We start from the raw sequence: 25,100 nt of genomic DNA, 5'->3' as shown, positions 1-25,100 counted from the left end.
GCTTGCCTGCGATAGCTTTCTGACAAGCAACACCTCTATCCAGCTATCACCGACATCCCCTCTAGGACCAAACCCTTCAGGGGACTACAATCGCCACCCCCACGCCAACAGCTGATCCACCCTGCAATGTCGACCTGCTCCGTACACCCGCTGCCCTACCGGGCCAACCCTGCCGACTACTTTGCGGCGATTCGTCATGCCCCTGGCGCAGTGCTGCTCGACAGTGGCCGCCCGGCTGCCGAACGCGGGCGTTATGACTTGCTCAGCGCCTGGCCGCGAGCGACATTGACGGTTGCGCCTGACGAAAGTGGCGGTGATTTCCTGCAACGCTTGCGGACCAACCTGACGCAGTTGGGCGAAGCGGATCTGCCTGCAGGTTATGCGCTGCCGTTTGCTGGCGGCTTGATTGGCTACTTGAGTTACGACTTTGGCCGGCACCTGGAGCAACTGCCTGATTGGGCCGTGGATGACCTGCACCTGCCGGATGCGCGCTTCGGGCTGTATGCCTGGGCGCTGATCAGCGATCACCAGGCACAGACCAGCCAGTTGGTCTTTCACCCCACGTTGGCCGACAGCGAACGGCTGCGGTTGGTCAACCTGTTCGGGCAACCTGCTGCTGAATCATCTGACACCTTCAAGCTCAACGGTCCCATGGCACCGGAGCTCACGCCCGAGGCCTACCGACAGGCCATCGCGCGTATTCAGGACTACATCCAGGCGGGCGACTGCTACCAGGTCAACTTTGCGCAACGTTTTCGCGCGCCCTGTAGCGGCGATCCCTGGGTGGCGTATTGCGCGTTGCGCGAGGCCTGCCCTACACCGTTTTCCGGGTTTCAGAGCCTGCCCGATGACGGCGCGGTACTCAGTCTGTCGCCGGAACGCTTCGTGCGGATCAGCAAACGCGAGGTCGAAACCCGCCCAATCAAAGGCACCCGCCCGCGGGGTTTGACGCCAGAAGAAGACGCCGCCAACGCCGCCGAACTTCTGGCCAGCCCCAAGGATCGCGCCGAAAACCTGATGATCGTCGACCTGCTGCGCAACGATCTCGGCCGCACTTGCCGCACCGGCTCGGTGAAAGTGCCAGAGTTGTTCAGCCTGGAAAGTTATCCCAATGTGCACCACTTGGTGAGCAGCGTGACGGGGGTTCTGGCCGACGACAAAGACGCCCTCGACCTGATCGCCGGCAGCTTCCCTGGCGGCTCCATCACCGGCGCGCCGAAGATTCGCGCGATGCAGATCATCGATGAGCTGGAGCCGACCCGACGCGGGTTGTACTGCGGCTCGCTGGTGTATCTGGATGTACGCGGCGAGATGGACAGCTCCATCGCCATCCGCAGTTTGCTGGTCAAGGATGGGCACGTGAACTGCTGGGGCGGTGGCGGGATCGTGGCGGATTCGGAGTGGGAGGCGGAGTATCAAGAGTCGCTGACCAAGGTGCGGGTCTTGTTACACACTTTGGAAAACCTGTAGCACCCCGCCTTTCCTGGCGCTCGTACGCGGCGCCCAGCGACAGAAAAAACCTGAATCAGAACGGCTGTGGACGCAGTATGAGCGGGCGGATAGCGTCCGGCTCAGACCGTCCACCCGCCACCTGTGAAGGATCACATGAAGCGAATGCCTACTCGTCAGAAATTATTTCCGGGATTGCATCTCACACGAACCCCACCTAATATCTCCCAAATTGGGAGGGAGCAGCGATGCGGATAATCGCCCTCTCTACCTTAAGGACATTCTGGGAAAGCCATCGCGCTTATACCGATGCCAAAACACCGCTGGTCGAACTGTATCGCCATATGGAGAGGACCACTTACACAACGCCACAGGCACTCAAGGCAGAGCTTGGAACGGCGAGCATTCTCAAGGGCGGCAGAGTTGTTTTCAACGTGGGCGGCAACAAGTATCGAGTGATCATGGCGATCGACTATCAACGACAGCTGGGGTTCGTGCGTTTCGTGGGAACCCATATGCAGTACGACCAGATCAACGCGGAGACCGTGTGATGAACATCAAACCTATTCATTCCCAGGAAGACCTGACCGCTGCGCTTGCGCGTGTGGAGCAGCTCTGGGGCGCGGACATTGGCTCGCCAGAGGGTGACGAGCTGGAAATTCTTGCCGTGCTTATTGAGAAATACGAGGCGGAACACTTTCCCATGCCGCCTTCGGACCCAGTGGAGGCGATCAGATTTCGCATGGAGCAATTAGGCATGACTGCCCGTGATCTGGAGCCCTTTATCGGCACCAGTGGGCGGGTGTCAGAGGTGCTGAACCACAAGCGCAAGCTGAGCCTGTCGATGATCAAGCGGCTGCATGAAGGCTTGAGCATTCCATATGAGCGGTTACTGGCCGGGGTTTAGGCAGTGGCCGCACGGGCCTCATCGCGGGCAAGCCAGCTCCCACAGGTTGACCGCATTCAGTGTGGGAGCTGGCTTGCCTGCGATGGGGCCATCAACAGCGCTGAGTCACTTACAGGCTCAACTGCCGATTCGACGCCTTGATGAACGCTTTCTTCAAGTCCTCAAAGGTATGCACTGCCGGGAACTGCGGGAACTCGCGAATCACGTTTTCTGGCGCATGGAACAGAATCCCACGGTCAGCTTCACCCAGCATCGTGGTGTCGTTGTAGGAATCGCCAGCGGCGATCACGCGGTAGTAAAGGGTCTTGAACGCCAGCACGGATTGGCGCTTAGGGTCTTTCTGACGCAGTTGATAGCTCACCACTCGATCATTTTCATCAGTGATCAGGCGGTGGCACAACAAGGTCGGGAAACCCAGCTGGCGCATCAACGGCTGGGAGAATTCGTAGAAGGTGTCCGACAGAATCACCACCTGGAAGCGTTCGCGCAACCAGTTGACGAACTCGATGGCGCCGTCCAGCGGCTTGAGGGTCGCGATTACTTCCTGGATATCGGCGAGTTTGAGGCCATGCTCGTCAAGAATGCGCAGACGCTGCTTCATCAACACGTCGTAATCGGGAATGTCACGGGTGGTGGCCCGCAGGGATTCAATACCGGTTTTTTCGGCGAAGGCGATCCAGATTTCCGGAACCAGCACCCCTTCCAGGTCGAGACAGGCAATTTCCACAAGACACTCCTATTGGATGTTGTTAGTTGAGCGAGCAAAAGGACTGCCGAACTCTAGCGATTCAAGCGCGGCGCCGCAACGCAGAGCGGATTTTGATACCATCACTCCCCTATAGAGCGCTCAGCGCCACTGACCTGTAGGAACCGTCCTGATGAACCAAGCCTTCGACGTCGCTGAACTCGCCGCGACTTATGCCAACAAATCCGCTCAGGACATTCTCAAGCTGGCATTCAGCCAGTTTGGTGATGACCTGTGGATTTCCTTCAGCGGTGCCGAGGATGTGGTGCTGGTCGATATGGCTTGGAAGCTGAACAAGAACGTCAAGGTGTTCAGCCTCGACACCGGCCGTCTGCACCCGGAGACCTACCGGTTTATCGAGCAGGTGCGCGACTTCTACAAAATCGACATCGAGCTGATCTCGCCGGACCAGAGCAAGCTGGAACCCTTCGTCAAGGAAAAGGGCCTGTTCAGCTTCTATAAAGACGGCCATGGTGAATGCTGCGGCGTGCGCAAGATCGAACCGCTGCGGCGCAAACTGTCCGGCGTAAACGCCTGGGCCACCGGCCAACGGCGCGACCAGAGCCCCGGCACCCGCAGCCAGGTGGCGGCGCTGGAGATCGATACAGCGTTCTCCACCCCGGAGCGCACCCTGTACAAATTCAACCCGCTGGCGCAGATGACCAGCGAGGAAGTCTGGGGCTATATCCGCATGCTGGAGCTGCCCTACAACAGCCTGCATGAGCGCGGTTTTATCAGCATCGGCTGCGAGCCCTGCACCCGCCCGGTATTGCCTAACCAGCATGAGCGCGAAGGCCGCTGGTGGTGGGAAGAAGCCACGCAGAAGGAATGCGGGCTGCATGCTGGGAATATCATCAGCAAGGCTTGAGGGCTGACGCGGTAAAAATGTGGGAGCGGGCTTGCCCGCGATTGCGGTGGATCAGTCACTTATAAGTCGGCTGAGAGGCCGCCTTCGCGGGCAAGCCCGCTCCCACATTTTGTTTTGGGCAGCCCATAAAAATGTACACACTAATGTAACCATAAGTGCCATTTATGTGTGCAATCCGTATTCTCCCGCACCAAAACGTAACACTCATTTCCTAACGCTGCTTCCCTCTTAAATAAAGCGCCTCCCACAAAAAATAAATACCTGTTCAATCGGTCAATTTATATTGCTTTTAATTCAGCAATTTATTCAACAGACCTATAAAAACGAAATTAACCCTGATTTTCATAGACCCAAAACTGGCACGCATGTGGCTTAAGGTGAATTGCTCTTTGTATACAATAAATACAAAACATACATACACTTTGCCATCTGCAGCGTTCCTGCAGATGCGCCGGAGCCTGCCGGAATGCGTACAAGCCTCTCGAATGACATCGCACTGGATCTGCCCTCCTCCGCCCTGAACCTCGAGGCCGCAAGCCCCGGCCCATTGGTGCTCAGCCCGCGCCTGCACAACAAGGACCTGGCCCCCACCAAAGCCGAAGGCCGACGCTGGGGGCGCTACAGCATCTTCGCGTTGTGGACCAACGACGTGCACAACATCGCCAACTATTCGTTTGCCATCGGCCTGTATGCGCTGGGCCTCGGCGGCTGGCAGATTCTGCTGTCCCTGGGGATCAGCGCAGCGCTGGTGTATTTCTTCATGAACTTGTCGGGGTTTATGGGCCAGAAAACCGGCGTGCCGTTTCCGGTGATCAGCCGTATCAGTTTCGGCATCCATGGTGCGCAGATCCCGGCGCTGATCCGTGCGGTGATTGCGATCGCCTGGTTTGGTATCCAGACCTACCTGGCCTCGGTGGTTTTCCGTGTGTTGCTGTCGGCAATTCATCCAGGATTTGCCGACTATGACCACAACTCCATTCTCGGCCTGTCGACCTTGGGTTGGGCGTGTTTCATCACGATCTGGTTTGTGCAACTGGCGATCCTGGCGTACGGCATGGAAATGGTGCGCCGCTATGAAGCCTTCGCCGGGCCGGTGATTCTGGTGACCGTGGCTTCGCTGGCCGGTTGGATGTACTTCCAGGTCGGCGGCAATATTGCCTGGTCGATCCGCGAGCCTTTGAGCGGCGGCGAGATGTGGCGCAACATCTTTGCCGGTGGCGCGCTGTGGCTGAGCATCTATGGCACGCTGATCCTCAACTTCTGTGACTTCGCGCGCTCCTCGCCGTGCCGCAAGACCATCCTGGTCGGCAACTTCTGGGGCTTGCCGGTGAATATCCTGGTGTTTGCCGTGATCACCGTGTTGCTCTGCGGCGGGCAATTCCAGCTCAATGGCCGGGTGATCGAAAGCCCGACCGAAATCATTGCGGCCATCCCCAATACCTTCTTTCTCGTGCTCGGCTGCCTGGCGTTCCTGATCGTTACCGTGGCGGTGAACATCATGGCCAACTTTGTCGCGCCAGCCTTTGTGCTCAGCAACCTGACGCCCAAGTACCTGAACTTCCGGCGGGCCGGGCTGATCAGCGCCACCGTGGCGGTGCTGATCCTGCCGTGGAACCTCTACAACAGCCCGCTGGTGATCGTGTATTTCCTCTCCGGGCTGGGTGCGCTGCTGGGGCCGTTGTATGGGGTGATCATGGTCGATTATTGGCTGATCCGTAAAAGCCAGGTGGATGTACTGCAGCTGTATAGCGAAGACCCGAATGGCGTTTATTACTACAGCCGTGGGGTCAATTTACGCGCGGTCGCGGCGTTTATTCCTGCGGCAATCATCGCCATTCTGCTGGCACTGTTGCCCGGTTTTGCCAGCGTCGCACCGTTTTCCTGGCTGTTTGGCGCCGGTATTGCAGGGCTGTTGTACTTGCTGATCGCCAAGCGCCAAACGTTCTACGCCGATGTCAGCGGCGAAAGCATTGCAGTCGATAACGCCAGTCATTAATCAAGGACATTCCATGCGCATCCTCGTGGTCAACGTCAACACCACCGCGTCAATCACCGACACCATCGCCCAGCAGGCGCGGGCCGTGGCTTCACCGGGCACCGAAATTGTCGGGCTCACCCCGTACTTTGGCGCCGAATCGGTGGAAGGCAACTTTGAAAGCTACCTGGCCGCCATCGCCGTGATGGACCGGGTGATGGCCTACGACCAACCGTTTGATGCGGTGATCCAGGCCGGCTACGGCGAACATGGCCGTGAAGGCTTGCAGGAATTGCTCAACGTGCCGGTGGTAGACATCACCGAAGCGGCGGCCAGCACGGCGATGTTTCTGGGCCATGCCTATTCGGTGGTCACCACCCTGGACCGCACCGTGCCGTTGATCGAAGACCGCCTGAAACTCGCGGGTCTCTATCAACGCTGCGCCTCGGTCCGCGCCAGCGGCATGGCGGTGCTGGAGCTGGAAGAAGACCCGCAGGCCGCCATGGAAGCCATCGTGCGCGAGGCGGAGCTGGCCATTCGCGACGACAAGGCCGAAGTGATCTGCCTGGGCTGCGGCGGCATGGCCGGGCTGGATGAGCAGATTCGCCAGCGTACCGGCGTGCCGGTGGTGGATGGCGTCACGGCGGCGGTCACCATTGCCGAATCGCTGGTGCGCCTGGGGTTGTCGACGTCGAAGATCAGGACTTACGCAACGCCAAGGCCGAAGAAAGTGATCGGCTGGCCAGGCCACCGCTGAAGGCATCCATATTCTCCTGTGGCGAGCAGGCTTGCCCTGCGTTGGGCTGCGCAGCGGCCCCAGTAAACACACTGAAGTTCCTTCTGAAAGTACTCAGCGCCTGGATTTGGGGCTGCTTCGCAGCCCAACGCAGGGCAAGCCTGCTCGCCACAACGGGCGCCTTACTACAGACGATGGCCGCGACTCGGTAGATGGTAGTGATCAAATCGCGCTGAATGCTTGCCCCAGTTTCTGCTCGGTAAACTGCTCGATGATGAAGTCCACAAATGCTCGGGTCTTGCCGGGCAGCAGTTTGTGTTCGGCGTAATAGATAGAGATGTTGCCGTCGTCGACATACCAATCGGGCAGTACGCGTACCAACTTACCGCTCGCCAGCCAAGGCACGGCAAACGGCATGCTCACCAGCGCAATGCCCAACCCCTGGTCTGCCGCGACGCAGGCCGCCTGGGAATCGCTCATGGTCATGCGCGCCTTGAGGTTCAACGGGCCGTGCTCGCCGTGGCGACCGGTCAGTTGCCAGGAACGCACACGGCCGGTTTGTGGCGAACGAATCAGGATGCCATCGCAGTGCTCAAGGTCTGCCGGCTGCACAACCTCCGCATGTGCCGTCAGGTAATCGGGCGAGGCCACCAGCACTCGATGCGCCGGCGCGAGCTTGCGTGCGACCACCCCCTGAGGCAGTTCAAACCCACCGCCCAGTGCGGCGTCAAAGCCCTGCCCAATCAGATCGACCTGACGGTTATCAAAATGCCAGTCGGGGCTGATACCCGGGAAGCGCTTCAGAAACTCGCCCAGCAACGGCACGATGTACAAACACCCCACCACCGTGCCCATGCTCACTTTCAAGGTGCCCACCGGCCGCCCTTCGGCGCTGGCCAAGTTAGCCACGGCATTCTGGATGGTGGTGAGGCTGGCGCTGACTTCTTCGAGAAACAGCTTGCCGGCTTCCGTCAGCGTCAGCCGCCGGGTGCTACGCTGAAACAGCCGAACACCCAGGCGTGCTTCCAGCTTCGCGACGCTTTTACCGACCGCCGCCGGGGTCAAACTCAGATGCCGGGCGGCTTCGGCAAAGCTGCCACCTTCGGCGCTGCGCACAAAACATTCGATACTGCCAAAGCTCTCCATATCGACCACTCTAAACTTTTGGTTTACACAGACTATAGCAATCACGGTCTACCGGCTTGGGTGGGTGAGGCCGATACTCGGTCCATCAACTACTTGGAGAACGACATGACCACACACAATCTCAGCGGCAAAGTTGCATTGATCCAGGGCGGTTCCCGCGGTATCGGCGCCGCCATCGTCAAACGTCTGGCAGCGCAAGGTGCAGCCGTTGCTTTTACCTACGTCAGCTCTGCCGCCAAGGCCGAGGCACTGCGAAACAGCGTGATCAGCGCAGGCGGCAAAGCCTTGGCCATTCAGGCCGACAGTGCCGATGCCACGGCGATTCGCAACGCCGTCAACGCCACCGTCGAAGCCTTTGGGCGCCTGGATATCCTGGTGAACAACGCCGGCGTGCTGGCCATCGCGCCACTGGAAGATTTCAAGCTGGAAGACTTCGACCAGACCCTGACGATCAATGTGCGCAGTGTATTTATCGCCACTCAGGAAGCGGCCAAACACATGGGTGAAGGCGGCCGCGTGATCAATATCGGCAGCACCAATGCCGAGCGCATGCCCTTTGGCGGTGGCGGGCCGTATGCGATGAGCAAGGCGGCGCTGGTGGGGTTGACCAAGGGCCTGGCACGGGATCTGGGACCGCGTGGCATCACCATAAACAATGTGCAGCCTGGGCCGGTGGATACCGATATGAACCCGGCAGACAGTGAGTTTGCAGCGAGTTTGATGGGGTTGATGGCGGTTGGGCGGTATGGGCATGTGGAGGAGATTGCCAGCTTCGTGGCGTACCTGGCCGGTCCGGAGGCGGGCTACATCACGGGTGCGAGCTTGACCATTGATGGTGGTTTCAGCGCATAACCAAATGTGGGAGCTGGCTTGCCTGCGATGGCGATCTTGAGGACGCTATCGCAGGCAAGCCAGCTCCCACATTTTTTTGACCGTGTTGGGTCAGGACATTGGCGGCAAGCCGTAGGCCGCCAGGTCGAAGTCCGCCAGCTGGCGGATGATCTGGTCGGCATGCTGGTACTTGCTGTCGGCCATGGCTTCATCGGGCACGGCGATGGCGGTCATGTGGGCAGCCTTGGCGGCGGTCACGCCGAACGGCGAGTCTTCGAACACCAGGCAATCCTCGGGCGCAACACCCAGCCTGCGGGCGGCAGTGAGGAAGATATCCGGCGCGGGTTTGGCGGCACCCACTTCAGGGTCATCCGCCGTGACGATCGTGCCGAACAAGCCAAACCACTCACGGTGCAAGGTGGTCTTGTGGCCAAACGAATTGCGCGACGAACTGGTGCCCACGGCAATCGGGATATTGTGCGCCTTCAGGTGCCGCACCAGCGCTTCGGCACCCGGCATGCCCAGGGCTTTGGGGAAACGCTCGCTCATCAGCGGTTCGCGAATCAGCAGAAACTCTGCCGGGGTGATCGGCAAGTCCAGCGCCTTCACCACATATTCAGCCAGGTCCTGAGCGCCCCGGCCGATGATGTGCTGCTTGATGCCCCAGTCGTAGGTGCGGCCGTAGCGTTCGGCGATAATCTGTGTGACTTCGGTGTAGATACCTTCAGTGTCCAGCAACAACCCGTCCATATCGAAAATCACGGCCTTGATCGGACCGACTGGAGTACGCGGTACATTCATCGCAACAGCACCTTGGGGAAGGACTAAAAGGTTTCAGCACAATAGCGGCCTACAGCGTAGGTAAGCAACCTTGGCGGCCCTCCACCCTGCGGCGCTATTCAAGGTGCCCACAATGCGCTGTACTTGTATGACTTCAACCGCAGCAACACACCGAAAAAGCTGCGCGTGTTTATCGACTACCTGCAAACTCAACGCCAGCCCTGATAAAAGCGAACCTCTTCATGCTCTATCGCATTGCCGCCGACAGCCTGGTGCTGTTCCACCTGTGTTTTATCCTGTTCGTGCTGTTTGGCGGGTTGCTGGCCCTCAAGTGGCGGCCGGTGATGTGGCTGCACCTGCCCGCCGCGGCCTGGGGTGTGGCGGTGGAAGTGTTCCACCTGCCCTGCCCGCTGACCCGCTGGGAGAACCTGCTGCGCCACCTCGCCGGGCAGGACGGTTATGGCGGCGGTTTTATCGAGCATTACATTCTTACGCTGATCTACCCGGCCGGGCTGACCCCACAGATTCAACTGGGGCTGGGCGCCGTGGTGTTGCTGATCAACAGTGCGGTGTATGTACGCTTGATCAGACAGCGTCAGGCAAACACCCCAGACCGAGCAACGTAGCTTCCACCGCCTGCTCCAGCGGCGTTTGCGGCTCGCGCCCCAAAGCCGCGACCAAGCGCGTGTTATCCAGACGCAATGGGGTTTGCCACAGGTAACGCATCTCCTGCATTTCGCGAAGGGTGACGACAAAGGGCGCGGCCACTTTCAGCAACCACCATGGGAAACGACCTACGCGTGGTTGCTGGCCCGTCCTGCGCAACACCACCTGCTGGATCGCCTGGGTCATCTGCGTGCCATCCGTGTCCATATGCCCGGCCATATGAAAGCGCGCAAAAGCCTCCAGGGTTGACCGGCGTTCAAGCAACTCGACCATGGTGCGCGCCACATCCGGCAAATAAGCCCATTGATGCGCCACACCCGGTGCGCCCGGATAACTGATGGCGTGTACCGGTTTACCGGGTTTGATCAAGCCTTGGGCAAACCAGTTGTTGGCCACCCGAGCGCCGAAAAAATCCCCGGCGCGCACAATCAACACACGGGCGCCACGGCGGGACGCCTGTTCCAGACGCTGCTCGAGTTGTACGCGGATAGCCCCCTTGCGCGTTTGCGGGTGCTGCGGCGAATCTTCATACAGCACCGGAAACACATCCGACCCGAAGTTGTAGACCGTGCCCGGCAACACAATCGTCGCGCCCTCGGCGATGGCCGCCGCAATGCTGTTGTCGATCATCGGCATGACCAGCTCAGCCCAATTGCGGTAACCCGGTGGGTTGACGGCATGTACGATCACCGCACAACCACGGGCCGCGGCGCGTACCTCATCACGGTTGAGCGCGTCGCCCTCGATCCAGGAAAAGTCGGCATTCGCGCGGCGCGCCTTGCCCACATCCCGCGTCAGTGCACACACCTCCCAGCCTGCCGCGTGCAGTTGCCGCGCCACTTCACCGCCGATCCCGCCGGTTGCCCCCAGCACCAGAACCTTGCTCATGACCTTCTCCTACATTAGTTGGTGAGGCCATTGTGTGTGCAGCCTTGCTATAGATAAATTGCCGAAGACCATCCTGCCGCTATACATTTATGCATGGCATCGACTGTTGGATGGGAGCTTTACCGGTCGTTCCTTGGCGTACTCAAGGAGGGATCGTTATCGGGTGCCGCGCGGCAGCTCGGTATCACACAGCCTACGGTGGGCCGGCACATTGCTGCGCTCGAAGCCGAACTGGGCGTGGTGCTGTTTACCCGTTCGCCTGCCGGGCTGTTGCCGACGGCGGTGGCCCACACCTTGCGCGCCCATGCCGAAACCATGGAACGCACCGCCGCCGCCCTGGAGCGCGCCGCGTCTGCCCACGGCGATGAAGTGCGCGGGGTGGTGCGGGTGTCGGCCAGCGAGGTGGTCGGCGTGGAAGTACTGCCGCCGATCATCACCCAATTGCGCCGCGAGCACCCGCACTTGCGGGTTGAACTGGTGCTGACCAACCGCCTCAGCGACCTGCTGCAATTGGAGGCCGACATCGCCGTGCGCATGGTCCGCCCCAGCCAGGAGCAACTGCTGGCGCAGCGCGTCGGCCTGATCGAAGTGGGACTGCACGCCCGCGACGATTACCTGCAACTGCAGGGCGTCCCTTTGCAGATGCAAGACCTGGCTGGCCATTCAGTGATCGGCTTCGACCAGGAAAACGCGTTTATCCGCAGCCTGGCGATCAAGGGCTTTGAACGCAGCGCCTTCGCCATCAGCAGCGACAGCGACCTGGCGCAATTGGCGCTGATCCGCGCCGGTGCCGGTATCGGTGGCTGCCAGGTGCAACTGGCCAAGCGCGACCCGCGTTTGCGCCGGGTACTGCCCGATGGCTTTGCGCTCAAATTGGACACCTGGGTGACCATGCACGAAGACCTGCGCAACAGCCCGCGCTGCCGGGTGACATTCGACGCGCTGGTGCAAGGTTTGCAGCGTTACGTACAGGATTGAGACAGCTTCACTGGTAAAGAATCAGTCTCCCTCAGTCCCTTCATAGACGCCCCCATGTCCGAAGCCTTCGAAGTCCCCAGCCCCCACGAAAAACACATTGAACACACCACCGAACATGCGCACGGGCGCGGTGATAATTTCGCCAGCCGCATCGCCGTAATGACCGCGTTGATGGCCACCCTGGGCGCCATGCTCAGCTACCAGGCCGGCTCCACCGAAAGCGAAGCGGCCATGGACAAGAACAACGCCGCCATCATCAAGACCGAAGCCGCCAACCAGTGGAACTACTACCAGGCCAAATCCAGCCGCCAGAACCTGGCGGAACTGGCCACGCATATTCCGGGTGTGGATGCCGCGCATTACAAGGACGAAATCGAGCGCTACAAGGGCCAGAAGGAAGAGGTGCGCAAACAGGCCGAGAAGCTTGAGGCGACATCCAAGGAATGGGACCAGAAATCCGAAGAGGCGCTGCACCAGCATCACCGCTGGGCACAGGCAATGACCGCGATTCAGATCGCGATTTCGTTGGCGGCGATTACGTTGTTGACGCGTAAAGAGTGGCTCAAGCGCCTGTCCTACACCGCAGGTGGAGTGGCGATGGTGCTGGGTAGCCTGGCCTGGCTGCACCTCTGACAGCATGTGGGAGCTGGCTTGCCTGCGATGGCGGTGGGTCAGGCAACATCACTGTTTGCTGAACCACCGCCATCGCAGGCAAGCCAGCTCCCACATTTGATCTGTGGTGTTTTAAGGGTTGGGTTCCATCTCGGCATCGCTATATAGTAAAACGCATAACGACCAGCACAGCCTGACTGCGAGGGAACACCGGTGACTGCACAACCCAAAGAAGCCGTGGGCGCCGCCTACAGCATCGACGCCATGCGCTACGCCCAAGCAATGACCTGGCAAGCCATCGAACACCTCACCCAACGCATCCGCCCCGGCATGCTTGAATCCGAGGCTCGCGAGCTGGGCAAACAGGTACTCACTGAGCTCGACATGCAACGCATCTGGCACCCGCTGCTGGTGCGTTTCGGCGCCAACACCCTCAAGGCTTTCAACCAACGCTCCGAAGGCGACCCGGTGCTGGCTGAAAACGATATCTTCTTCATCGACATGAGCGCCGTGTGGCAAGGCCATGAAGGCGACGCCGGTGCCACCTTCACCGTTGGCGACGACGCGGACATGATCGCCTGCGCCAACGCCGCCAAGGCGCTGTTCGACCGCGTACAATCACGCTGGAACAATGACCACGTGGCAGGCCTTGAGCTTTACCGCTACGCCCAAGAGCAAGCCCAAGCCATGGGCTGGCGCTTGAACCTCGACATCAAAGGCCACCGCGTCAGCGACTTCCCCCATGCCATCCATCGCGGCGGCGACCTGGGCGATTTCGAGCATTACCCGAATGCCGGGCTGTGGATTCTGGAAATCCAGATCGCCCACCCGAGCAAGCCCTACGGCGCTTTTTACGAAGACCTACTCGCTTAAGGAACATCCATGGAACGCTCCACCCAATTTCCCGTGCTGCTGTTTTCCTACGGCACCTTGCAGGACAAAGCCGTGCAACTCGCCAACTTCGGCCGGGAACTGGTCGGCCAGCACGACGCCATGCTCGGCTATGCGCAAAGCTGGGTAGCAATCACCGACCCGCAAGTGCTCGCCACCAGCGGCAAGACCCATCACCCGATTGTCGCGCCAAGCGAAGAAAAGGCTGCCAGCGTAGAAGGCATGGTCTTTCAGATTAACGCGCAGGAATTGGCGGCAGCGGACGCCTATGAGGTGTCGGACTACAAGCGCGTGTCCGTGGCGCTGGCTTCGGGTCTTACAGCGTGGGTGTACGTGCAGGCCTGAAAATGAAACATCCCGGTAATTGATTTCAATCTGCCAATGTAGGATTTAAAGTAGCGCCCCCTCGAGAATTGAATCCCGAGGGTCAGTCCATGGAGTTTCACAGTGAAGTACGTCAGTAAAGTAGTTGCAGCAGCTGTTCTCGGTTTCACCCTCGCAGGCTGCACCGGCACCGCCATCAAATCCCCGCAGTACGACAGCAGCCAATACACCGTTTTGGGCCACAGTGAAGGCAGCGCCACCGGCGTGATGTTGCTCGGCATCATCCCGATCGGCCAGAACAGCCGCTTCGTGCGCGCCCAGGATGCCGCCATCAAGGCCAAAGGCGGCGACGCGCTGATCAACACTCAAGTGCAGGAAAAATGGTTCTGGGCCTGGGTACTGAACGGTTACACCACCAAGATTTCGGGTGATGTGATCAAGCTGAAAACCGCGCAGTAAATATAAAGTTGTCAGGGCGCTGACCCTGGCAAGCGACGTATCATGGGTCAACCTTTCGAGGATGGCCCATGAACCTCAGCATCGTTTACGCACTCGCCGCCGCCGCCCTGTTCGGCGCCAGCACCCCGCTCGCCAAAAGCCTCGGCCTGAACCTTTCGCCCGTACTGCTCGCCGGCCTGCTCTACCTCGGCAGCGGTCTCGGCCTGGCCTGCGTGCGCCTTATCCGTGATCGCGGCTGGAAACCCAGCGGGCTGACCCGTGCTGAATGGCCCTGGCTGCTCGGCGCCATCGCCTTCGGTGGCATCCTCGGCCCGGTTGCCTTGATGTTCGGCCTCACGCGCACCGCCGGCGCGACCGCCTCCCTGATGCTCAACCTTGAATCGGTGCTGACTGCCGTGATCGCCTGGCTGGTGTTCAGAGAAAACGCCGACCGCCGCATCGTCCTCGGCATGCTCGCGATCGTGCTGGGCGGCGTGGTGTTGTCATGGTCCGACGGCGGCGGCGCCAGCCACGACTGGACCGGGCCGCTCGCCGTGGCGGTAGCTTGTTTGTGCTGGGGGATTGATAACAACCTGACGCGCAAGGTCTCGGCCTCGGACGCGCTGTTTATCGCCGGAGCCAAAGGGTTGATTGCCGGGCTGGTGAATAGCAGCCTGGCGCTTTACCTCGGCGCGCAGATACCGGGTGTGGCACAGCTGGCGCCCATCTTGTTGGTTGGGTTTTTGGGGTATGGCATCAGCCTCGTCATGTTTGTGCTGGCGTTACGCGGGTTGGGCAGTGCACGCACGGGCGCTTACTTCTCGACGGCGCCGTTCCTCGGCGCGGCTGTTGCCCTGCTGATGTTTGGGGAATCGGTAACGGTGGCGTTCTGGATTGCATCCGCGCTGATGGCCGTGGGCGTGTGGTTGCACCTGACGGAGCGGCATGCCCATGAGCATCTGCATGAAGCGACGGAACATGGGCATCGGCATGTGCATGATGAACATCATCAGCATGAGCACGGGTTTGAGTGGGACCCGGCGCAGCCGCACAGTCATGTGCATGTTCACAGTGTGATGCGGCATAGCCATGCGCATTTTCCGGATGTGCATCATCGGCATCGGCATTGAGGATGGCGTCTTTGGCAGCCATATAAATGGGTTTGGGCAACGTCCTACAGCTCATTCGGAAGCGTCGGCCTGCCGCTTCAAAATTGCAAAGCCTATAGTCACTCGGTCGCCCACAGGGCGAACGGGTTTGGCGACTCGACTATTAAGACGGCAGAAGTCTCCCGGCAGATTTGCGGGATGCGCCTGCACGCAATAAGCTGCTCAACGGCTGCTGTGCGTGGGAGACCTTCGGGTCTGCCGGTCTTTGTCCGTTCTTATACCGGTTCGCCAACCTGCGTACAGCGGCCACCTTTTGTTTGGCGACAAATGCGTGGCTCATATTCCTCTAAGTGAACGGACTTAACGCATGAACCAATACATAGCCCTCACCAGCAACGACAGCGCCACCCCTGCCCTTTTTGTCGATACCACCGTCCCCCTGGAAATTCTCCTCGACGCCGCGAGTTTTCGGCTGCGTGCCGTCACCCAAGTCCTTGAGAACCTTGCACTGCGCAACGAGATCAGCAGTGATGCCGTTGTTCTCAGTGATTTTGCCCTGCTGTGCTCAATCCCGTTACGCGACGGCTGCGATTTGCTGGACGTGATAGGCCGGCGCATGGATATGCCCGGCGCGTGATCTAGAAACGGCAGTTTTCAAACTCCAGAGATCACAAAACCCCTGGTTTCTCCCGAAATCAGGGGTTTAATTGCCTCGCATGGAGCCCGTGACAAGACTCAAATAAAAATCTGTTCTTTTCCTTTCTCAGACGGCGGCTTTAGCATCCACCTGGTAAAAATCCGCCATGTAATCCACAAACGCCCTGACCTTGGGCGCCAAGTGCCGGGATTGCGGGTACAGCGCGTAATAACGCCACTCGCCCATCGAGTAGTTGGGCAGGATGGGCACCAGTTGCCCTTGAGCCAGGTTGTTGCGCACCGTGGCATGCGTAAAGCAGCCGATGCCGGCGCCGGCCAGTGTGGCGGCGTGCAAGGCAGTGATGGTGTTGGTCTTGAATTGGCCTTTGGGCGTGACGCTCACGGTTGCACCACGGGCCGAGGTGAGTTGCCAGTCTGATGCCTCCCCGACAAACCTCAACAAGCGGTGCTCGTCGAGTTCCTGGGCGGTGCGCGGTAAACCGTGGGTGTGGATGTAGGCAGGCGACGCCACCAGCACGCGTTTTGAAACGGTGAGGGTGCGAGCGATCAGGGTGGTATCGCCCAGGGCGCTGGCGATGCGGATGGCGACATCAAAGCCCTCAGCCACCAGGTCAACGAATTTGTCGTCGCAGCACAGCTCAAGTTCGATATCGGGATAACGCTTCTGAAACCCCGGCAGCCAGTGCGGCAAATCCAGCGTGCCCACCACCAGCGGCACACTGACCCGCAACAGGCCTTCGGGGCGCTGATGCCCCTGTGCCATGGCCTGGGTAGCTGCATCGAGGCGGTCAAGAATATCGACACAGGCTGCGAAGTACTGCTCCCCAGGGCCGGTCAGGCTGAAGCGGCGGGTGTTGCGGTTGATCAACTGAACGCCCAGTTCAAGTTCCAGCTGCTGCAACTGCCGTGAAATCGTCGAGTGGGTAGTGTCCAGCCGCTCTGCCGCAGCAGAGAAGCCCCTGGCCTCGACAATGCACCGAAAGGCGCGCATGGCAGATAGCTGGTTCATGAAGCGGGCGTTACTCCAATGAGTGATCAGGCTGATCAGTGAACCGGCAAGGCGACGATTTGCGCGGTGGTCAGCACTGAACCGAAGGTGTCTTCGATCTCGGCCAGCGCCGATTCATGCAGCTCGTCCTTGGTCACCGAACGCCCATTAGCGCGAGTGATGGCGCGGGTTGCCGTAGCGTCGGATGCTACCACAACGTCGTAGCCCAACGGCGTGGCGTCGCGGGCTGCAGCGGCGACACAGGCGTGGGTCATCAGGCCGGAAATGATCAGCGTCTTGATCCCGGCTTTCTTCAGCTGGGCATCAATATCGGTGCTGGCGAACACGCTGACGGTGGTTTTCTGAATAACCTTGTCCTGCGGGCGTGGCTGCATCAGCGGATGGAAATCCACGGTCTTGCCATCTTTGGCAAATACTGCGGCGCCATTTGGAGCGATGTGCTGCACGTGGATCACCTGGATGTGTTCCTTGTCTGCGAAGGCAATCAGGCGCTGAGTGTTTTCCAGGGCTTTCATGCCATCCGGGATCGGCATGCGGCCGGTGTAGTACTCATTCTGGAAGTCGATCACCAACAGTGCGGTGGTCTTGGCGTCCAGTTTGTCAGTTGGCTTGGCACCGAACATGGCGCGAATGGTTGGGTGTGGGTTAGCCGGTGCCTCGGCGGCGGCAGCAAACTGGCCGAGGCCCATCATCAAGCCCAGGCCGATGACGGCAGATTTGAACAGCTTGGGCAGAAGGCGGCTCGATGGAGTGGCGAATGTGCGAGTCATGATGCAGTCCTGTTTGACGAGTTGAATTAGGGTGCTGAAAGGCCGACCGTTAGCGCACAGACAAGCCGATGACTTGGGACGTGGTCAGCACGTCACCAAAGGTGTCTTCAATTTCAGCGAGTGCCGAGGCATGCAGTTGGTCCTGGGTCACCGACTCACCGTTGGCACGGGTGATTGCCCTGGTTGCCGAGGCATCGCTAGCAACCACAATGGCGTAGCCCAATGCCGCACCATCACGGGCCGCACCCGCGACACAGGCGTGAGTCATCAGGCCGCAGATGATCAGGGTACGGATGCCCTGGTGCTGAAGTTGGTTGTGCAGGTCAGTGCTGGCGAACACGCTGACGCTGGTCTTCTGCACCAGTGTGTCTTGAGCGCGCGGCTGCATCAGTGGGTGGAAATCGACGGTGTTGCCGTCCTGGGCAAACACTGCAGAACCGGCTGGCGCGATGTGCTGGATGTGAATGACCGGGATCTTGTGCTGGTCGGCGAATTCGACCAGGCACTGGGCGTTATGCAGCGCGGCCGCACCTTCGGGGATCGGCATCTTGCCGTTGAAATATTCGTTCTGGAAATCGATGACCAGCAGTGCGGTGGTGGCTGGGTCAAGCTGGGTGACGGGTGTTGCGCCAGACATTGCGCGGATGGTCGGTTGAGAGGGGTTGGTCATTTGTGCGTTTCCTTAAACCGTGACGGGGTGAGTGGCGTCGAGTTTAAGGGGGGCTTTCATGTTTGAAATACACACAGGAATGAACAATATCTGTGCAAAAACTGCACATTTATTGCGAAATAAACCGGTCGTGTCCAGCTAATATCAGGCAGTTAAGAGGTCACTTTATTGTGGCGAGCAGGCCACCCCTGTGTTGATCCACGAAGCGGTGTAAGCACTTTCTTACTGGCCCACCAAGAGAAGTGAGCGATTGAATAAATCCGTCCCGTTTTTCAGTGTTAGCCAGTTGAGGTGGGATTGGTATACCAGCCATACCGGATCTGGTATCCACGCTCACAAAAAAGCCCCCCACACTTGGCTTCGATGTGGGGGCCTGTTTTATATAAGTGGCGTTATTCGAATTTCGCTTTCAATCTAACTTTCGTGAACCGTCGCAATCGGCCAATCGAAACCGACCGATCGCTTCTAGAAACCCGGGCTATTTACCTATATCTGGGTGTGGGTGTGAGCCTGTAACGAATCCGGCACACCAGTGCGAATTAACCCACCTTCCTCAATCCACGTTTGGGTCGACTGGTAAGCGCGCTTTAGGAGCTGATCTGTTTGGCTGAAATCGAATACCGAAGCATTTAATGGGCACAAGGGCGCAACAACGTGAATAGACGCCCGCGGAGCGTACAACTCAATATCACGTACCAGTTGACGCATGCTCATTAAATTGAGTGTGTGCAAGGCTAATGCAACGAGCCCGATCGGCGGATTAGGGCAGGCACAACCGAAACCAGTTGGTACCACAACAACACGATTGGCCCCTAGTGAGATCGCACTGGCAATAGGTGTGTTGCTAGCCACGCCACCGTCAATTAAGAGTTTGTTACTTATTCGGACGGGTGGAAACACCAGCGGGATCGCTGCGCTGGCGAGTAATGCCTGCTCAGCACTGCCACTGGAAAGTAACTCTTCAGCACCGCTGAGCAGATTGGTGGTGACGATATACAAAGGCAACTCAGTATCTTCGATCAATTTCACCGGCAGCGACCGGCGCACCAGGTTTTGTAACGCTGAAGCGCGTAGAAGATATCCACGACGTCGCAATATTGCCGTCAGGGTGTCGATTACAGAAAATGGAAACACATCCGCCTTTCGCAAACCCCGCCAGAAGTCAGCGAGCTCAGCGATCCCCTGCGCATTCGGCCTGGCTGCGAAATACGCACCATTGATGGCCCCGACAGATGCGCCGACCACCAGATCGAATCTAATGCCGTCTTCCACAAGAGCTTGCAACATTCCAACCTGAACCGCACCGAGGCTACCGCCACCTGCGAGAACGAGTGCAGTTTTTACAGTCGCCATGGCAGACCTCCAGTGGAAATCTCAGTACCATTTTTCGAGTGCCAACATCCAGGCAGTTGGGAAATCACCATGATGCTCACATACCAAAAACAGACTGGTACTCCGCAATTGCCGAAAAAACCTTTAAACGCGCTCGGTGCAAAAGCACTCTTACGTTAGTCAGCGATATTCCGAGGAGCGTAGAAATTTCATCCAGCTCCAATCCAGAGCGTTCCCTCAGTATCAACACGCTTCTTTGCAGATCCGGTAGCGCCTCAAGAGCAACGTTAATTCGAGCATATAGCTCGGATTCGCTCAGAAGTGCTTCGGGGCTATCTTCATGCAACGCCCCAGGCGAAGTGTAGGAAAGATCATCTACAAATAAAACGCTTCTTCCTTCAACCCAAGAGGTACATGGGATACAGTTCGATTCACTGCGCCGAGCTTTGTATCTACATTTCGCCGTATTCGACGTGATCCTTAGCATCCAGGTTTTTAAGCTGGATCGTCTCTGAAATTTCCCCATGCCTCTCACAATCGCAAGCCATGCATCTTGCACTACATCGTCCGCATAGCGCGGCCCCACGATTCCATAAGCTATGGCCCTCATTGCGCCCTGATGCGTGCACACCAAATCACGATATGCGTCTTGTTCTCCGCGCAATAGGCGGTCTAAAAAATGAGCGTCATCCGTGGCGTTCATGGCAGTACCTGACTGTGGTCCTATCATGATCGTAGCTGTCCTTGGCAGGAATGATGGTTCGGATCAAGAAATGCCTGAACCGCTCATCGCACTGCATCGCTTGATGATCTCGGATACTCATCGCACTCGAGCCCTCAAGAGGACATACGGATCAATCCCTCCGCTGGATGCACAGCACAGAGAATCAAATAAGGGAGGAGATTAGGTATGGCAATGAATCGCCTTTGCTTTGATTGACACCATTGAGTTGCAGCTACCTGCCAAAGTTAGCCAACCGCATACCCAATCAACGGCGCAGAGATGCGATGCATCTCGCGAACAAAAAACGCACCAAAAATGCGCACTAGTCCCATGACGGCCCCATGGGGCTATTTTTTGGACGCCAAAAACCACAAACCCCCGACTTTCACTAGGAAAATCAGGGGTTTGTGTTTGTAGAATGTGGCGGTGAAGGAGAGATTCGAACTCTCGATACAATTTCTTGTATACACACTTTCCAGGCGTGCTCCTTAAGCCACTCGGACACTTCACCGTATCTCGTCAAACCAGTTCAGTCTGTCGAGGCGCGCTAATGTAGTCGAAAGCCTTTCTGATGGCAAAGGTTTTTTTCAGAATTTTCATGCGCTTAGACGGATATGCCGTGACTCGCTCGGTGAGGGGCGGTGAATCTGCCATTCTTGGGCATCGGTTGCGGGCGTCTGGCGCGGCGGCTGTGCCCTGCTGCGGGCCGTCTACCCTTGGGAATGCGGGAAAAGTCTGACTGTGTAGTCAGTCACGGCGCTTTACCGGGGCGGGCGTGGTGGGTAACGTCTGCGCATGCGCTTCTATTAACAGCCTATCTATAACAATTCCTACAAGGAACCGCGTCATGAGTGAGTTGATTGCCTACCACCTCGAAGACGGTATCGCGACCCTGACCTTGAGCAACGGCAAGGTAAACGCCATTTCTCCGGCAGTGGTTGCTGAGTTCAACGCTGCGCTGGATCAGGCCGAGAAGGATCGGGCGGTGGTGATCATCACCGGCACGCCGGGGATTCTGTCGGGTGGTTATGATTTGAAGGTGATGACCGCCGGGCCTAAAGAAGCCATTGGCTTGGTGACATCGGGTTCGACGTTGGCGCGGCGCCTGTTGTCGCACCCGTTCCCGGTGATTGTGGCGTGCCCTGGGCATGCGGTGGCCAAGGGTGCGTTCCTGCTGTTGTCGGCGGATTACCGGATCGGCGTGGAAGGCCCGTTCAGCATTGGCCTGAACGAAGTGGCGATCGGCATGACCATGCACCACGCCGGTATCGAGTTGGCGCGGGATCGTCTGCGTAAATCTGCGTTTCATCGTTCGGTGATCAATGCCGAGATGTTTGATCCGCAGGGCGCGTTGGGCGCTGGCTTCCTGGATAAGGTGGTGGCGCCGGAGGAGTTGCACGCAGCGGCCCTGGAAGCGGCGCGGCAGCTGAAGAAGATCAATATGAATGCCCACAAACACACCAAGTTGAAGGTGCGTAAGGCACTGTTGGAAGCCTTGGATGATGCAATCATTCAGGATCAGGGCCACAACCTGGGCTAATGCCCTATAGCTGAGTAGCTATAAGCAACATCTGTTCTGAGCGGGCTGTTGTGGCGAGCGGGCTTGCCCCGCGTTGGGCCGCGCAGCGGCCCCAGTAAAGGCACTGAGGTTTCGCCTGAAAGAACGCGGGGCCTGGTTTTGGGGCTGCTTCGCAGCCCAACGCGGGGCAAGCCCGCTCGCCACAGAATAGGTGGCCACCGTTAATAATTGTGAAGATACCTAAAGCTGATGTGCCAAAGCCCGACCTTGAGTCGGGCTTTTTCTTACAAATAAATCCGAAACGTCTTTAGCCGCTCTAGTCGGGCTATGTCGGCATACGTTGAAACATGTGCTTAAACATCGCCCATCTCCTACGTCTGTAGGGGCAATTGCCGAATACAGTGCACATCCGTACACTGCGCCACCTTTTGTCCCGATGGGCTGTGTCGATGCTTTTTCTGTTACGTATGTTGTTGATGGGCCTGCACTTTATGGTCGCCGGGGTATTGGGCGTGCTGTTGGGTGTGTGCCGGCCGTTCAACCCGGACAACAGCCGCCTGTGCGCTCGCCTGTATGCGCTGCCTGCCATGCGTATCCTGGGCTTGCGCCTTAAGGCCGATGTCGACTCGTTGCGTAACAAGCCCGGCACCTGTGTGGTCATCGCCAACCATCAGTCCAACTATGACCTGTTTATATTCGGCAATGTGGTGCCCCATCGCACGGTGTGTATCGCTAAAAAGAGTCTGAAGTGGGTGCCGTTGTTCGGCCAGTTGTTCTGGCTGGCGGGCAATGTGTTGATTGACCGTGGCAATGCACACAAAGCGCGCCGGGCGATGCTCACCACCACACAGACCTTGCAGCACAAGGACACCTCGATTTGGGTGTTCGCCGAAGGCACACGCAACCTGGGTAACGGCTTGCTGCCGTTCAAGAAGGGCGCGTTCCATATGGCGATTGCGGCTGGCGTACCGATTGTGCAGGTGTGCGCCAGCACTTACGTCAAGCATATGCAGCTCAATCGCTGGAACAGCGGTGAGGTGCTCATACGCTCGTTGCCGCCGATTCCTACCGTCGGGCTGACTTCGGATGACATCCCGGCGTTGATGCAGACGTGTCAGGCGCAGATGGAGGCATGTATTGCCGAGATGGACCATGAGCTGCAAACCGCTTGGGCACCTGCGCCTTTGTGATTGATGGGGGGCTTCGCCCCCAGCGCAAGCAAGCTTGCTCGCCACAAAAAGCTGACCTCTGCACCGCAACAAGGGAACGCCATTCAGGCTAAGCTGCCCAACACCTGTCCTCCTAATAAGAAGCGATCAGCACCATGGGTAGAGTTGTTGCGGCAGCCGTTTACAGCGCCGGTAAGAAAGTCACGGATATCACCCTCGACGAAGGCGCCGCCTGGGCCGCCAAACCCGACCATTTTGTGTGGATCGGCCTGGAAGAACCCAGCGCCCAGGAGCTGGCCAACCTGCAACGCCAGTTCAACCTGCATGAACTGGCCATCGAAGACGCCCTGGAAAAACACAGCCGCCCCAAGCTTGAAACCTTCGGCGATGCGCTGTTTATCGTCACCTACTCACCGGTGCGCGAGAACGGCAAGCTGGAGTTTATCGAAACCCATATCTTCGCCGGCAACGGCTACATCATCACTGCGCGCAACGGTCACTCGGCGTCCTACGGTTTTGTGCGCCAGCGCTGTGAGGCGCGGCCGTTGTTGCTGGAGCATGGGGAAGATTTCGTACTCTATGCGCTGCTGGATTTCGTCACCGAAAACTACCAGCCGGTGAGCGAAGCGATCCACGCCGAGATTGATGAGTTGGAGCGCAACGTGCTGTGCAGTTCCCTGAGCGAGCACGATATCCAAAACCTGCACGGCCTGCGCCGCGATGTGCTGCGGCTCAAACGGTATGTGGCGCCGATGGTGGAGATCAGCCAGGAGCTGCAGAAGCTCAGCTTCCCGTTTATCGACAAGAATATGCGCCCGTATTTTCGCGATGTGCAGATCCACGTGACGCGGCAGATGGAGGACCTCACCACCCTGCGCGATATCGCCAGCCAGACCATCGAAATCGGTGTGTTACTGGAGGCTTCGCGGCAAAGCGTGGTGCAGCGCAAGTTCGCCGCCTGGGCGGCGATTCTGGCATTCCCCACGGCGGTGGCGGGGATTTATGGGATGAACTTCCAGAACATGCCCGAGCTGCAATGGCACTACGGCTATTTTGCGGTGCTCGGGTTTATTGCGGTGGGCTGCACCAGTTTGTGGGCCAGCTTTAAACGCTCGGGCTGGCTTTAAGCCGCAGCCTCTGGCTTGTGGGCGACAAAGCGCATCATCCATTCCGCCACGGTGGCACCGTGGTGGTCACGCGCAAGGCTGGCCACGCCGTGGGTGTAGACCTTTTCGCCCAAGGTTGTCTGAAGAATCTCCAGTAACTCGCGGGAATAGTCGTGGATAAACTCCGGGTGGCCCTGGAAGCACAGCACCTGGTCTTCGATGTGGTACGCGGCATACGGGCAAAAATCGCTGGAGGCGATCACCGTGGCGTTGTCCGGCAGCGCGGTGACCTGGTCCTGGTGGCTGATCAGCAAGGTCAATTCTTCCACCACCGGGCTCATCCACGGCGCTTTGGCGTTGAGCTTGTAGTCGTGGATGCCCATGCCCCAGCCTTGGCTGGCGCGCTCGGTCTTGCCGCCCAGCAGCAGCGCGAGTAACTGGTGACCGAAACACACGCCCAGCAGCTTGTCGCCACGCTCATAGCGCTCAAGCACGTAGGTTTTGAGGGTCTGGATCCACGGGTCGGTGCCGAAGGAATCGGCCTTGCTGCCGGTGATCAGGTAGGCATCAAATACCTCGTCAGCTGGCGGGTATTCGCCCTGCACCACGTTGTAGATGACGAATTCGGCGGCAATCGGTTGCTTGGAGAACAGGCGCTTGAACATCTGCCCGTACCCTTGGTATTGATCGATCAAGCCTGGACGCAGGATATCGGTTTCCAGGATACAGACGCGTAGCGACATAAAAAATACCTGACACGGTGATGGGAATAATGCACAGCCCAGAGCCTGCCTTGAAACA

Annotated in this window: 28 protein-coding genes and 1 tRNA gene; 18 read left to right on the top strand and 11 right to left on the bottom strand. The window is 58.6% G+C overall.

Annotation, left to right across the window (positions count from 1 at the left end; genetic code table 11):
• Positions 1-126: 126 nt before the first annotated feature.
• The 3 genes from pabB (at position 127) to ACQY47_RS22185 (ending at position 2,356) form a co-directional block, all read left to right on the top strand.
• A complete protein-coding gene (gene pabB / locus ACQY47_RS22195; RefSeq protein WP_428551891.1) occupies positions 127-1,470 on the top strand; it encodes an aminodeoxychorismate synthase component I in 1,344 nt (447 codons plus the stop codon).
• A 227-nt stretch (positions 1,471-1,697) separates the two neighbouring features.
• Positions 1,698-2,000, top strand: coding sequence for a type II toxin-antitoxin system HigB family toxin (locus ACQY47_RS22190; protein ID WP_099548789.1), 303 nt, complete (start codon positions 1,698-1,700; stop codon positions 1,998-2,000).
• Positions 2,000-2,356 carry a helix-turn-helix domain-containing protein gene (locus tag ACQY47_RS22185; protein ID WP_099548788.1) on the top strand — a complete coding sequence of 119 codons (357 nt, stop codon included), beginning with the start codon at positions 2,000-2,002 and terminating at the stop codon, positions 2,354-2,356. The genes ACQY47_RS22190 and ACQY47_RS22185 overlap by 1 nt, the downstream gene beginning before the upstream one ends.
• Before the next feature lie 109 nt (positions 2,357-2,465).
• Here the strand turns inward: ACQY47_RS22185 and thrH are convergent, their stop codons facing one another.
• Positions 2,466-3,083 carry a bifunctional phosphoserine phosphatase/homoserine phosphotransferase ThrH gene (thrH, locus tag ACQY47_RS22180; protein WP_017134734.1) on the bottom strand — a complete coding sequence of 206 codons (618 nt, stop codon included), beginning with the start codon at positions 3,081-3,083 and terminating at the stop codon, positions 2,466-2,468.
• A gap of 151 nt (positions 3,084-3,234) precedes the next feature.
• Between thrH and ACQY47_RS22175 the strand changes: the two genes are divergently transcribed.
• The 3 genes from ACQY47_RS22175 to ACQY47_RS22165 all read left to right on the top strand — a co-directional run bounded on the left by ACQY47_RS22175 (position 3,235) and on the right by ACQY47_RS22165 (position 6,701).
• Complete coding sequence (locus ACQY47_RS22175; protein ID WP_017134733.1) at positions 3,235-3,969, top strand: phosphoadenylyl-sulfate reductase; 735 nt, start codon at positions 3,235-3,237, stop codon at positions 3,967-3,969.
• Between the two features lie 466 nt (positions 3,970-4,435).
• A complete protein-coding gene (locus ACQY47_RS22170; protein ID WP_428551885.1) occupies positions 4,436-5,965 on the top strand; it encodes an NCS1 family nucleobase:cation symporter-1 in 1,530 nt (509 codons plus the stop codon).
• Between the two features lie 13 nt (positions 5,966-5,978).
• Positions 5,979-6,701, top strand: coding sequence for an aspartate/glutamate racemase family protein (locus ACQY47_RS22165; RefSeq protein ID WP_428551882.1), 723 nt, complete (start codon positions 5,979-5,981; stop codon positions 6,699-6,701).
• 201 nt (positions 6,702-6,902) lie between these two features.
• Here ACQY47_RS22165 and ACQY47_RS22160 read toward each other — a convergent pair whose 3' ends face one another.
• Positions 6,903-7,826 carry a LysR family transcriptional regulator gene (locus ACQY47_RS22160; RefSeq protein WP_099548785.1) on the bottom strand — a complete coding sequence of 308 codons (924 nt, stop codon included), beginning with the start codon at positions 7,824-7,826 and terminating at the stop codon, positions 6,903-6,905.
• Positions 7,827-7,931: 105 nt separating this feature from the next.
• On the opposite strand from ACQY47_RS22160, the gene ACQY47_RS22155 reads away from it, so the two are divergent.
• A complete protein-coding gene (locus tag ACQY47_RS22155) occupies positions 7,932-8,678 on the top strand; it encodes a 3-oxoacyl-ACP reductase family protein (RefSeq protein ID WP_428551879.1) in 747 nt (248 codons plus the stop codon).
• A gap of 90 nt (positions 8,679-8,768) precedes the next feature.
• Here the strand turns inward: ACQY47_RS22155 and ACQY47_RS22150 are convergent, their stop codons facing one another.
• A complete protein-coding gene (locus ACQY47_RS22150; protein ID WP_428551876.1) occupies positions 8,769-9,458 on the bottom strand; it encodes an HAD-IA family hydrolase in 690 nt (229 codons plus the stop codon).
• 221 nt (positions 9,459-9,679) lie between these two features.
• Here ACQY47_RS22150 and ACQY47_RS22145 point away from each other — a divergent pair, with 221 nt between their 5' ends.
• Positions 9,680-10,063: a DUF2784 domain-containing protein gene (locus tag ACQY47_RS22145; protein ID WP_017134639.1), complete on the top strand. Its 384-nt coding sequence runs from the start codon at positions 9,680-9,682 to the stop codon at positions 10,061-10,063.
• Here ACQY47_RS22145 and ACQY47_RS22140 read toward each other — a convergent pair.
• Positions 10,023-10,991, bottom strand: coding sequence for an NAD-dependent epimerase/dehydratase family protein (locus ACQY47_RS22140; RefSeq protein WP_428551873.1), 969 nt, complete (start codon positions 10,989-10,991; stop codon positions 10,023-10,025). The two genes, ACQY47_RS22145 and ACQY47_RS22140, sit on opposite strands and share 41 nt — an antisense overlap.
• 93 nt (positions 10,992-11,084) lie before the next feature.
• Between ACQY47_RS22140 and ACQY47_RS22135 the strand changes: the two genes are divergently transcribed.
• From ACQY47_RS22135 to ACQY47_RS22105, 7 genes are all read left to right on the top strand, one after another.
• A complete protein-coding gene (locus ACQY47_RS22135) occupies positions 11,085-11,969 on the top strand; it encodes a LysR family transcriptional regulator (protein ID WP_428551870.1) in 885 nt (294 codons plus the stop codon).
• A gap of 54 nt (positions 11,970-12,023) precedes the next feature.
• Positions 12,024-12,602, top strand: a complete 579-nt coding sequence (locus ACQY47_RS22130) for a DUF4337 domain-containing protein (RefSeq protein ID WP_017134636.1) — start codon at positions 12,024-12,026, stop codon at positions 12,600-12,602.
• Between the two features lie 192 nt (positions 12,603-12,794).
• A complete protein-coding gene (locus ACQY47_RS22125) occupies positions 12,795-13,454 on the top strand; it encodes a M24 family metallopeptidase (RefSeq protein ID WP_428551867.1) in 660 nt (219 codons plus the stop codon).
• Between the two features lie 9 nt (positions 13,455-13,463).
• Positions 13,464-13,817: a gamma-glutamylcyclotransferase family protein gene (locus ACQY47_RS22120; protein ID WP_428551864.1), complete on the top strand. Its 354-nt coding sequence runs from the start codon at positions 13,464-13,466 to the stop codon at positions 13,815-13,817.
• Positions 13,818-13,919: 102 nt separating this feature from the next.
• On the top strand, positions 13,920-14,255 hold the full coding sequence (locus ACQY47_RS22115; protein WP_056861597.1) for a hypothetical protein: 336 nt from the start codon (positions 13,920-13,922) through the stop codon (positions 14,253-14,255).
• A 68-nt stretch (positions 14,256-14,323) separates the two neighbouring features.
• Positions 14,324-15,364, top strand: coding sequence for a DMT family transporter (locus ACQY47_RS22110; protein ID WP_169985004.1), 1,041 nt, complete (start codon positions 14,324-14,326; stop codon positions 15,362-15,364).
• A 346-nt stretch (positions 15,365-15,710) separates the two neighbouring features.
• Positions 15,711-15,980, top strand: coding sequence for a short-chain dehydrogenase (locus ACQY47_RS22105; RefSeq protein ID WP_428551860.1), 270 nt, complete (start codon positions 15,711-15,713; stop codon positions 15,978-15,980).
• A gap of 126 nt (positions 15,981-16,106) precedes the next feature.
• Here ACQY47_RS22105 and ACQY47_RS22100 read toward each other — a convergent pair whose 3' ends face one another.
• The 6 genes from ACQY47_RS22100 to ACQY47_RS22075 all read right to left on the bottom strand — a co-directional run bounded on the left by ACQY47_RS22100 (position 16,107) and on the right by ACQY47_RS22075 (position 21,016).
• On the bottom strand, positions 16,107-17,009 hold the full coding sequence (locus ACQY47_RS22100; protein ID WP_428551857.1) for a LysR family transcriptional regulator: 903 nt from the start codon (positions 17,007-17,009) through the stop codon (positions 16,107-16,109).
• Positions 17,010-17,044: 35 nt separating this feature from the next.
• Positions 17,045-17,779 carry an isochorismatase family protein gene (locus ACQY47_RS22095; RefSeq protein WP_428551854.1) on the bottom strand — a complete coding sequence of 245 codons (735 nt, stop codon included), beginning with the start codon at positions 17,777-17,779 and terminating at the stop codon, positions 17,045-17,047.
• Between the two features lie 49 nt (positions 17,780-17,828).
• On the bottom strand, positions 17,829-18,449 hold the full coding sequence (locus ACQY47_RS22090) for a cysteine hydrolase family protein (protein ID WP_428551851.1): 621 nt from the start codon (positions 18,447-18,449) through the stop codon (positions 17,829-17,831).
• Between the two features lie 486 nt (positions 18,450-18,935).
• The gene (locus tag ACQY47_RS22085; RefSeq protein WP_428551848.1) at positions 18,936-19,802 is read right to left on the bottom strand and encodes a patatin-like phospholipase family protein; all 867 of its coding nucleotides are present in this window, start codon (positions 19,800-19,802) and stop codon (positions 18,936-18,938) included.
• Positions 19,803-19,878: 76 nt separating this feature from the next.
• The gene (locus ACQY47_RS22080) at positions 19,879-20,484 is read right to left on the bottom strand and encodes an RNA polymerase sigma factor (protein WP_428551845.1); all 606 of its coding nucleotides are present in this window, start codon (positions 20,482-20,484) and stop codon (positions 19,879-19,881) included.
• Between the two features lie 442 nt (positions 20,485-20,926).
• A tRNA-Ser gene (locus ACQY47_RS22075) sits at positions 20,927-21,016 on the bottom strand.
• Positions 21,017-21,352: 336 nt separating this feature from the next.
• On the opposite strand from ACQY47_RS22075, the gene ACQY47_RS22070 reads away from it, so the two are divergent.
• The 3 genes from ACQY47_RS22070 (at position 21,353) to ACQY47_RS22060 (ending at position 24,320) form a co-directional block, all read left to right on the top strand.
• Positions 21,353-22,045, top strand: a complete 693-nt coding sequence (locus ACQY47_RS22070; RefSeq protein ID WP_017138321.1) for a crotonase/enoyl-CoA hydratase family protein — start codon at positions 21,353-21,355, stop codon at positions 22,043-22,045.
• 428 nt (positions 22,046-22,473) lie between these two features.
• Entirely contained in the window at positions 22,474-23,214 is a 741-nt protein-coding gene (locus ACQY47_RS22065) for a lysophospholipid acyltransferase family protein (RefSeq protein WP_428551841.1), read from the top strand.
• Between the two features lie 134 nt (positions 23,215-23,348).
• A complete protein-coding gene (locus ACQY47_RS22060) occupies positions 23,349-24,320 on the top strand; it encodes a magnesium and cobalt transport protein CorA (protein ID WP_099548771.1) in 972 nt (323 codons plus the stop codon).
• On the opposite strand, the gene ACQY47_RS22055 is transcribed toward ACQY47_RS22060, so the two are convergent.
• Complete coding sequence (locus ACQY47_RS22055) at positions 24,317-25,042, bottom strand: amidotransferase (RefSeq protein WP_017138323.1); 726 nt, start codon at positions 25,040-25,042, stop codon at positions 24,317-24,319. The two genes, ACQY47_RS22060 and ACQY47_RS22055, sit on opposite strands and share 4 nt — an antisense overlap.
• Between the last annotated feature and the right edge of the window lie 58 nt (positions 25,043-25,100).

The organism is Pseudomonas edaphica (genome assembly GCF_965277385.1).
GTDB classification, from domain to species: Bacteria; Pseudomonadota; Gammaproteobacteria; order Pseudomonadales; family Pseudomonadaceae; genus Aquipseudomonas; species Aquipseudomonas edaphica.
This window is presented reverse-complemented; position numbering and strand designations above follow the sequence as displayed.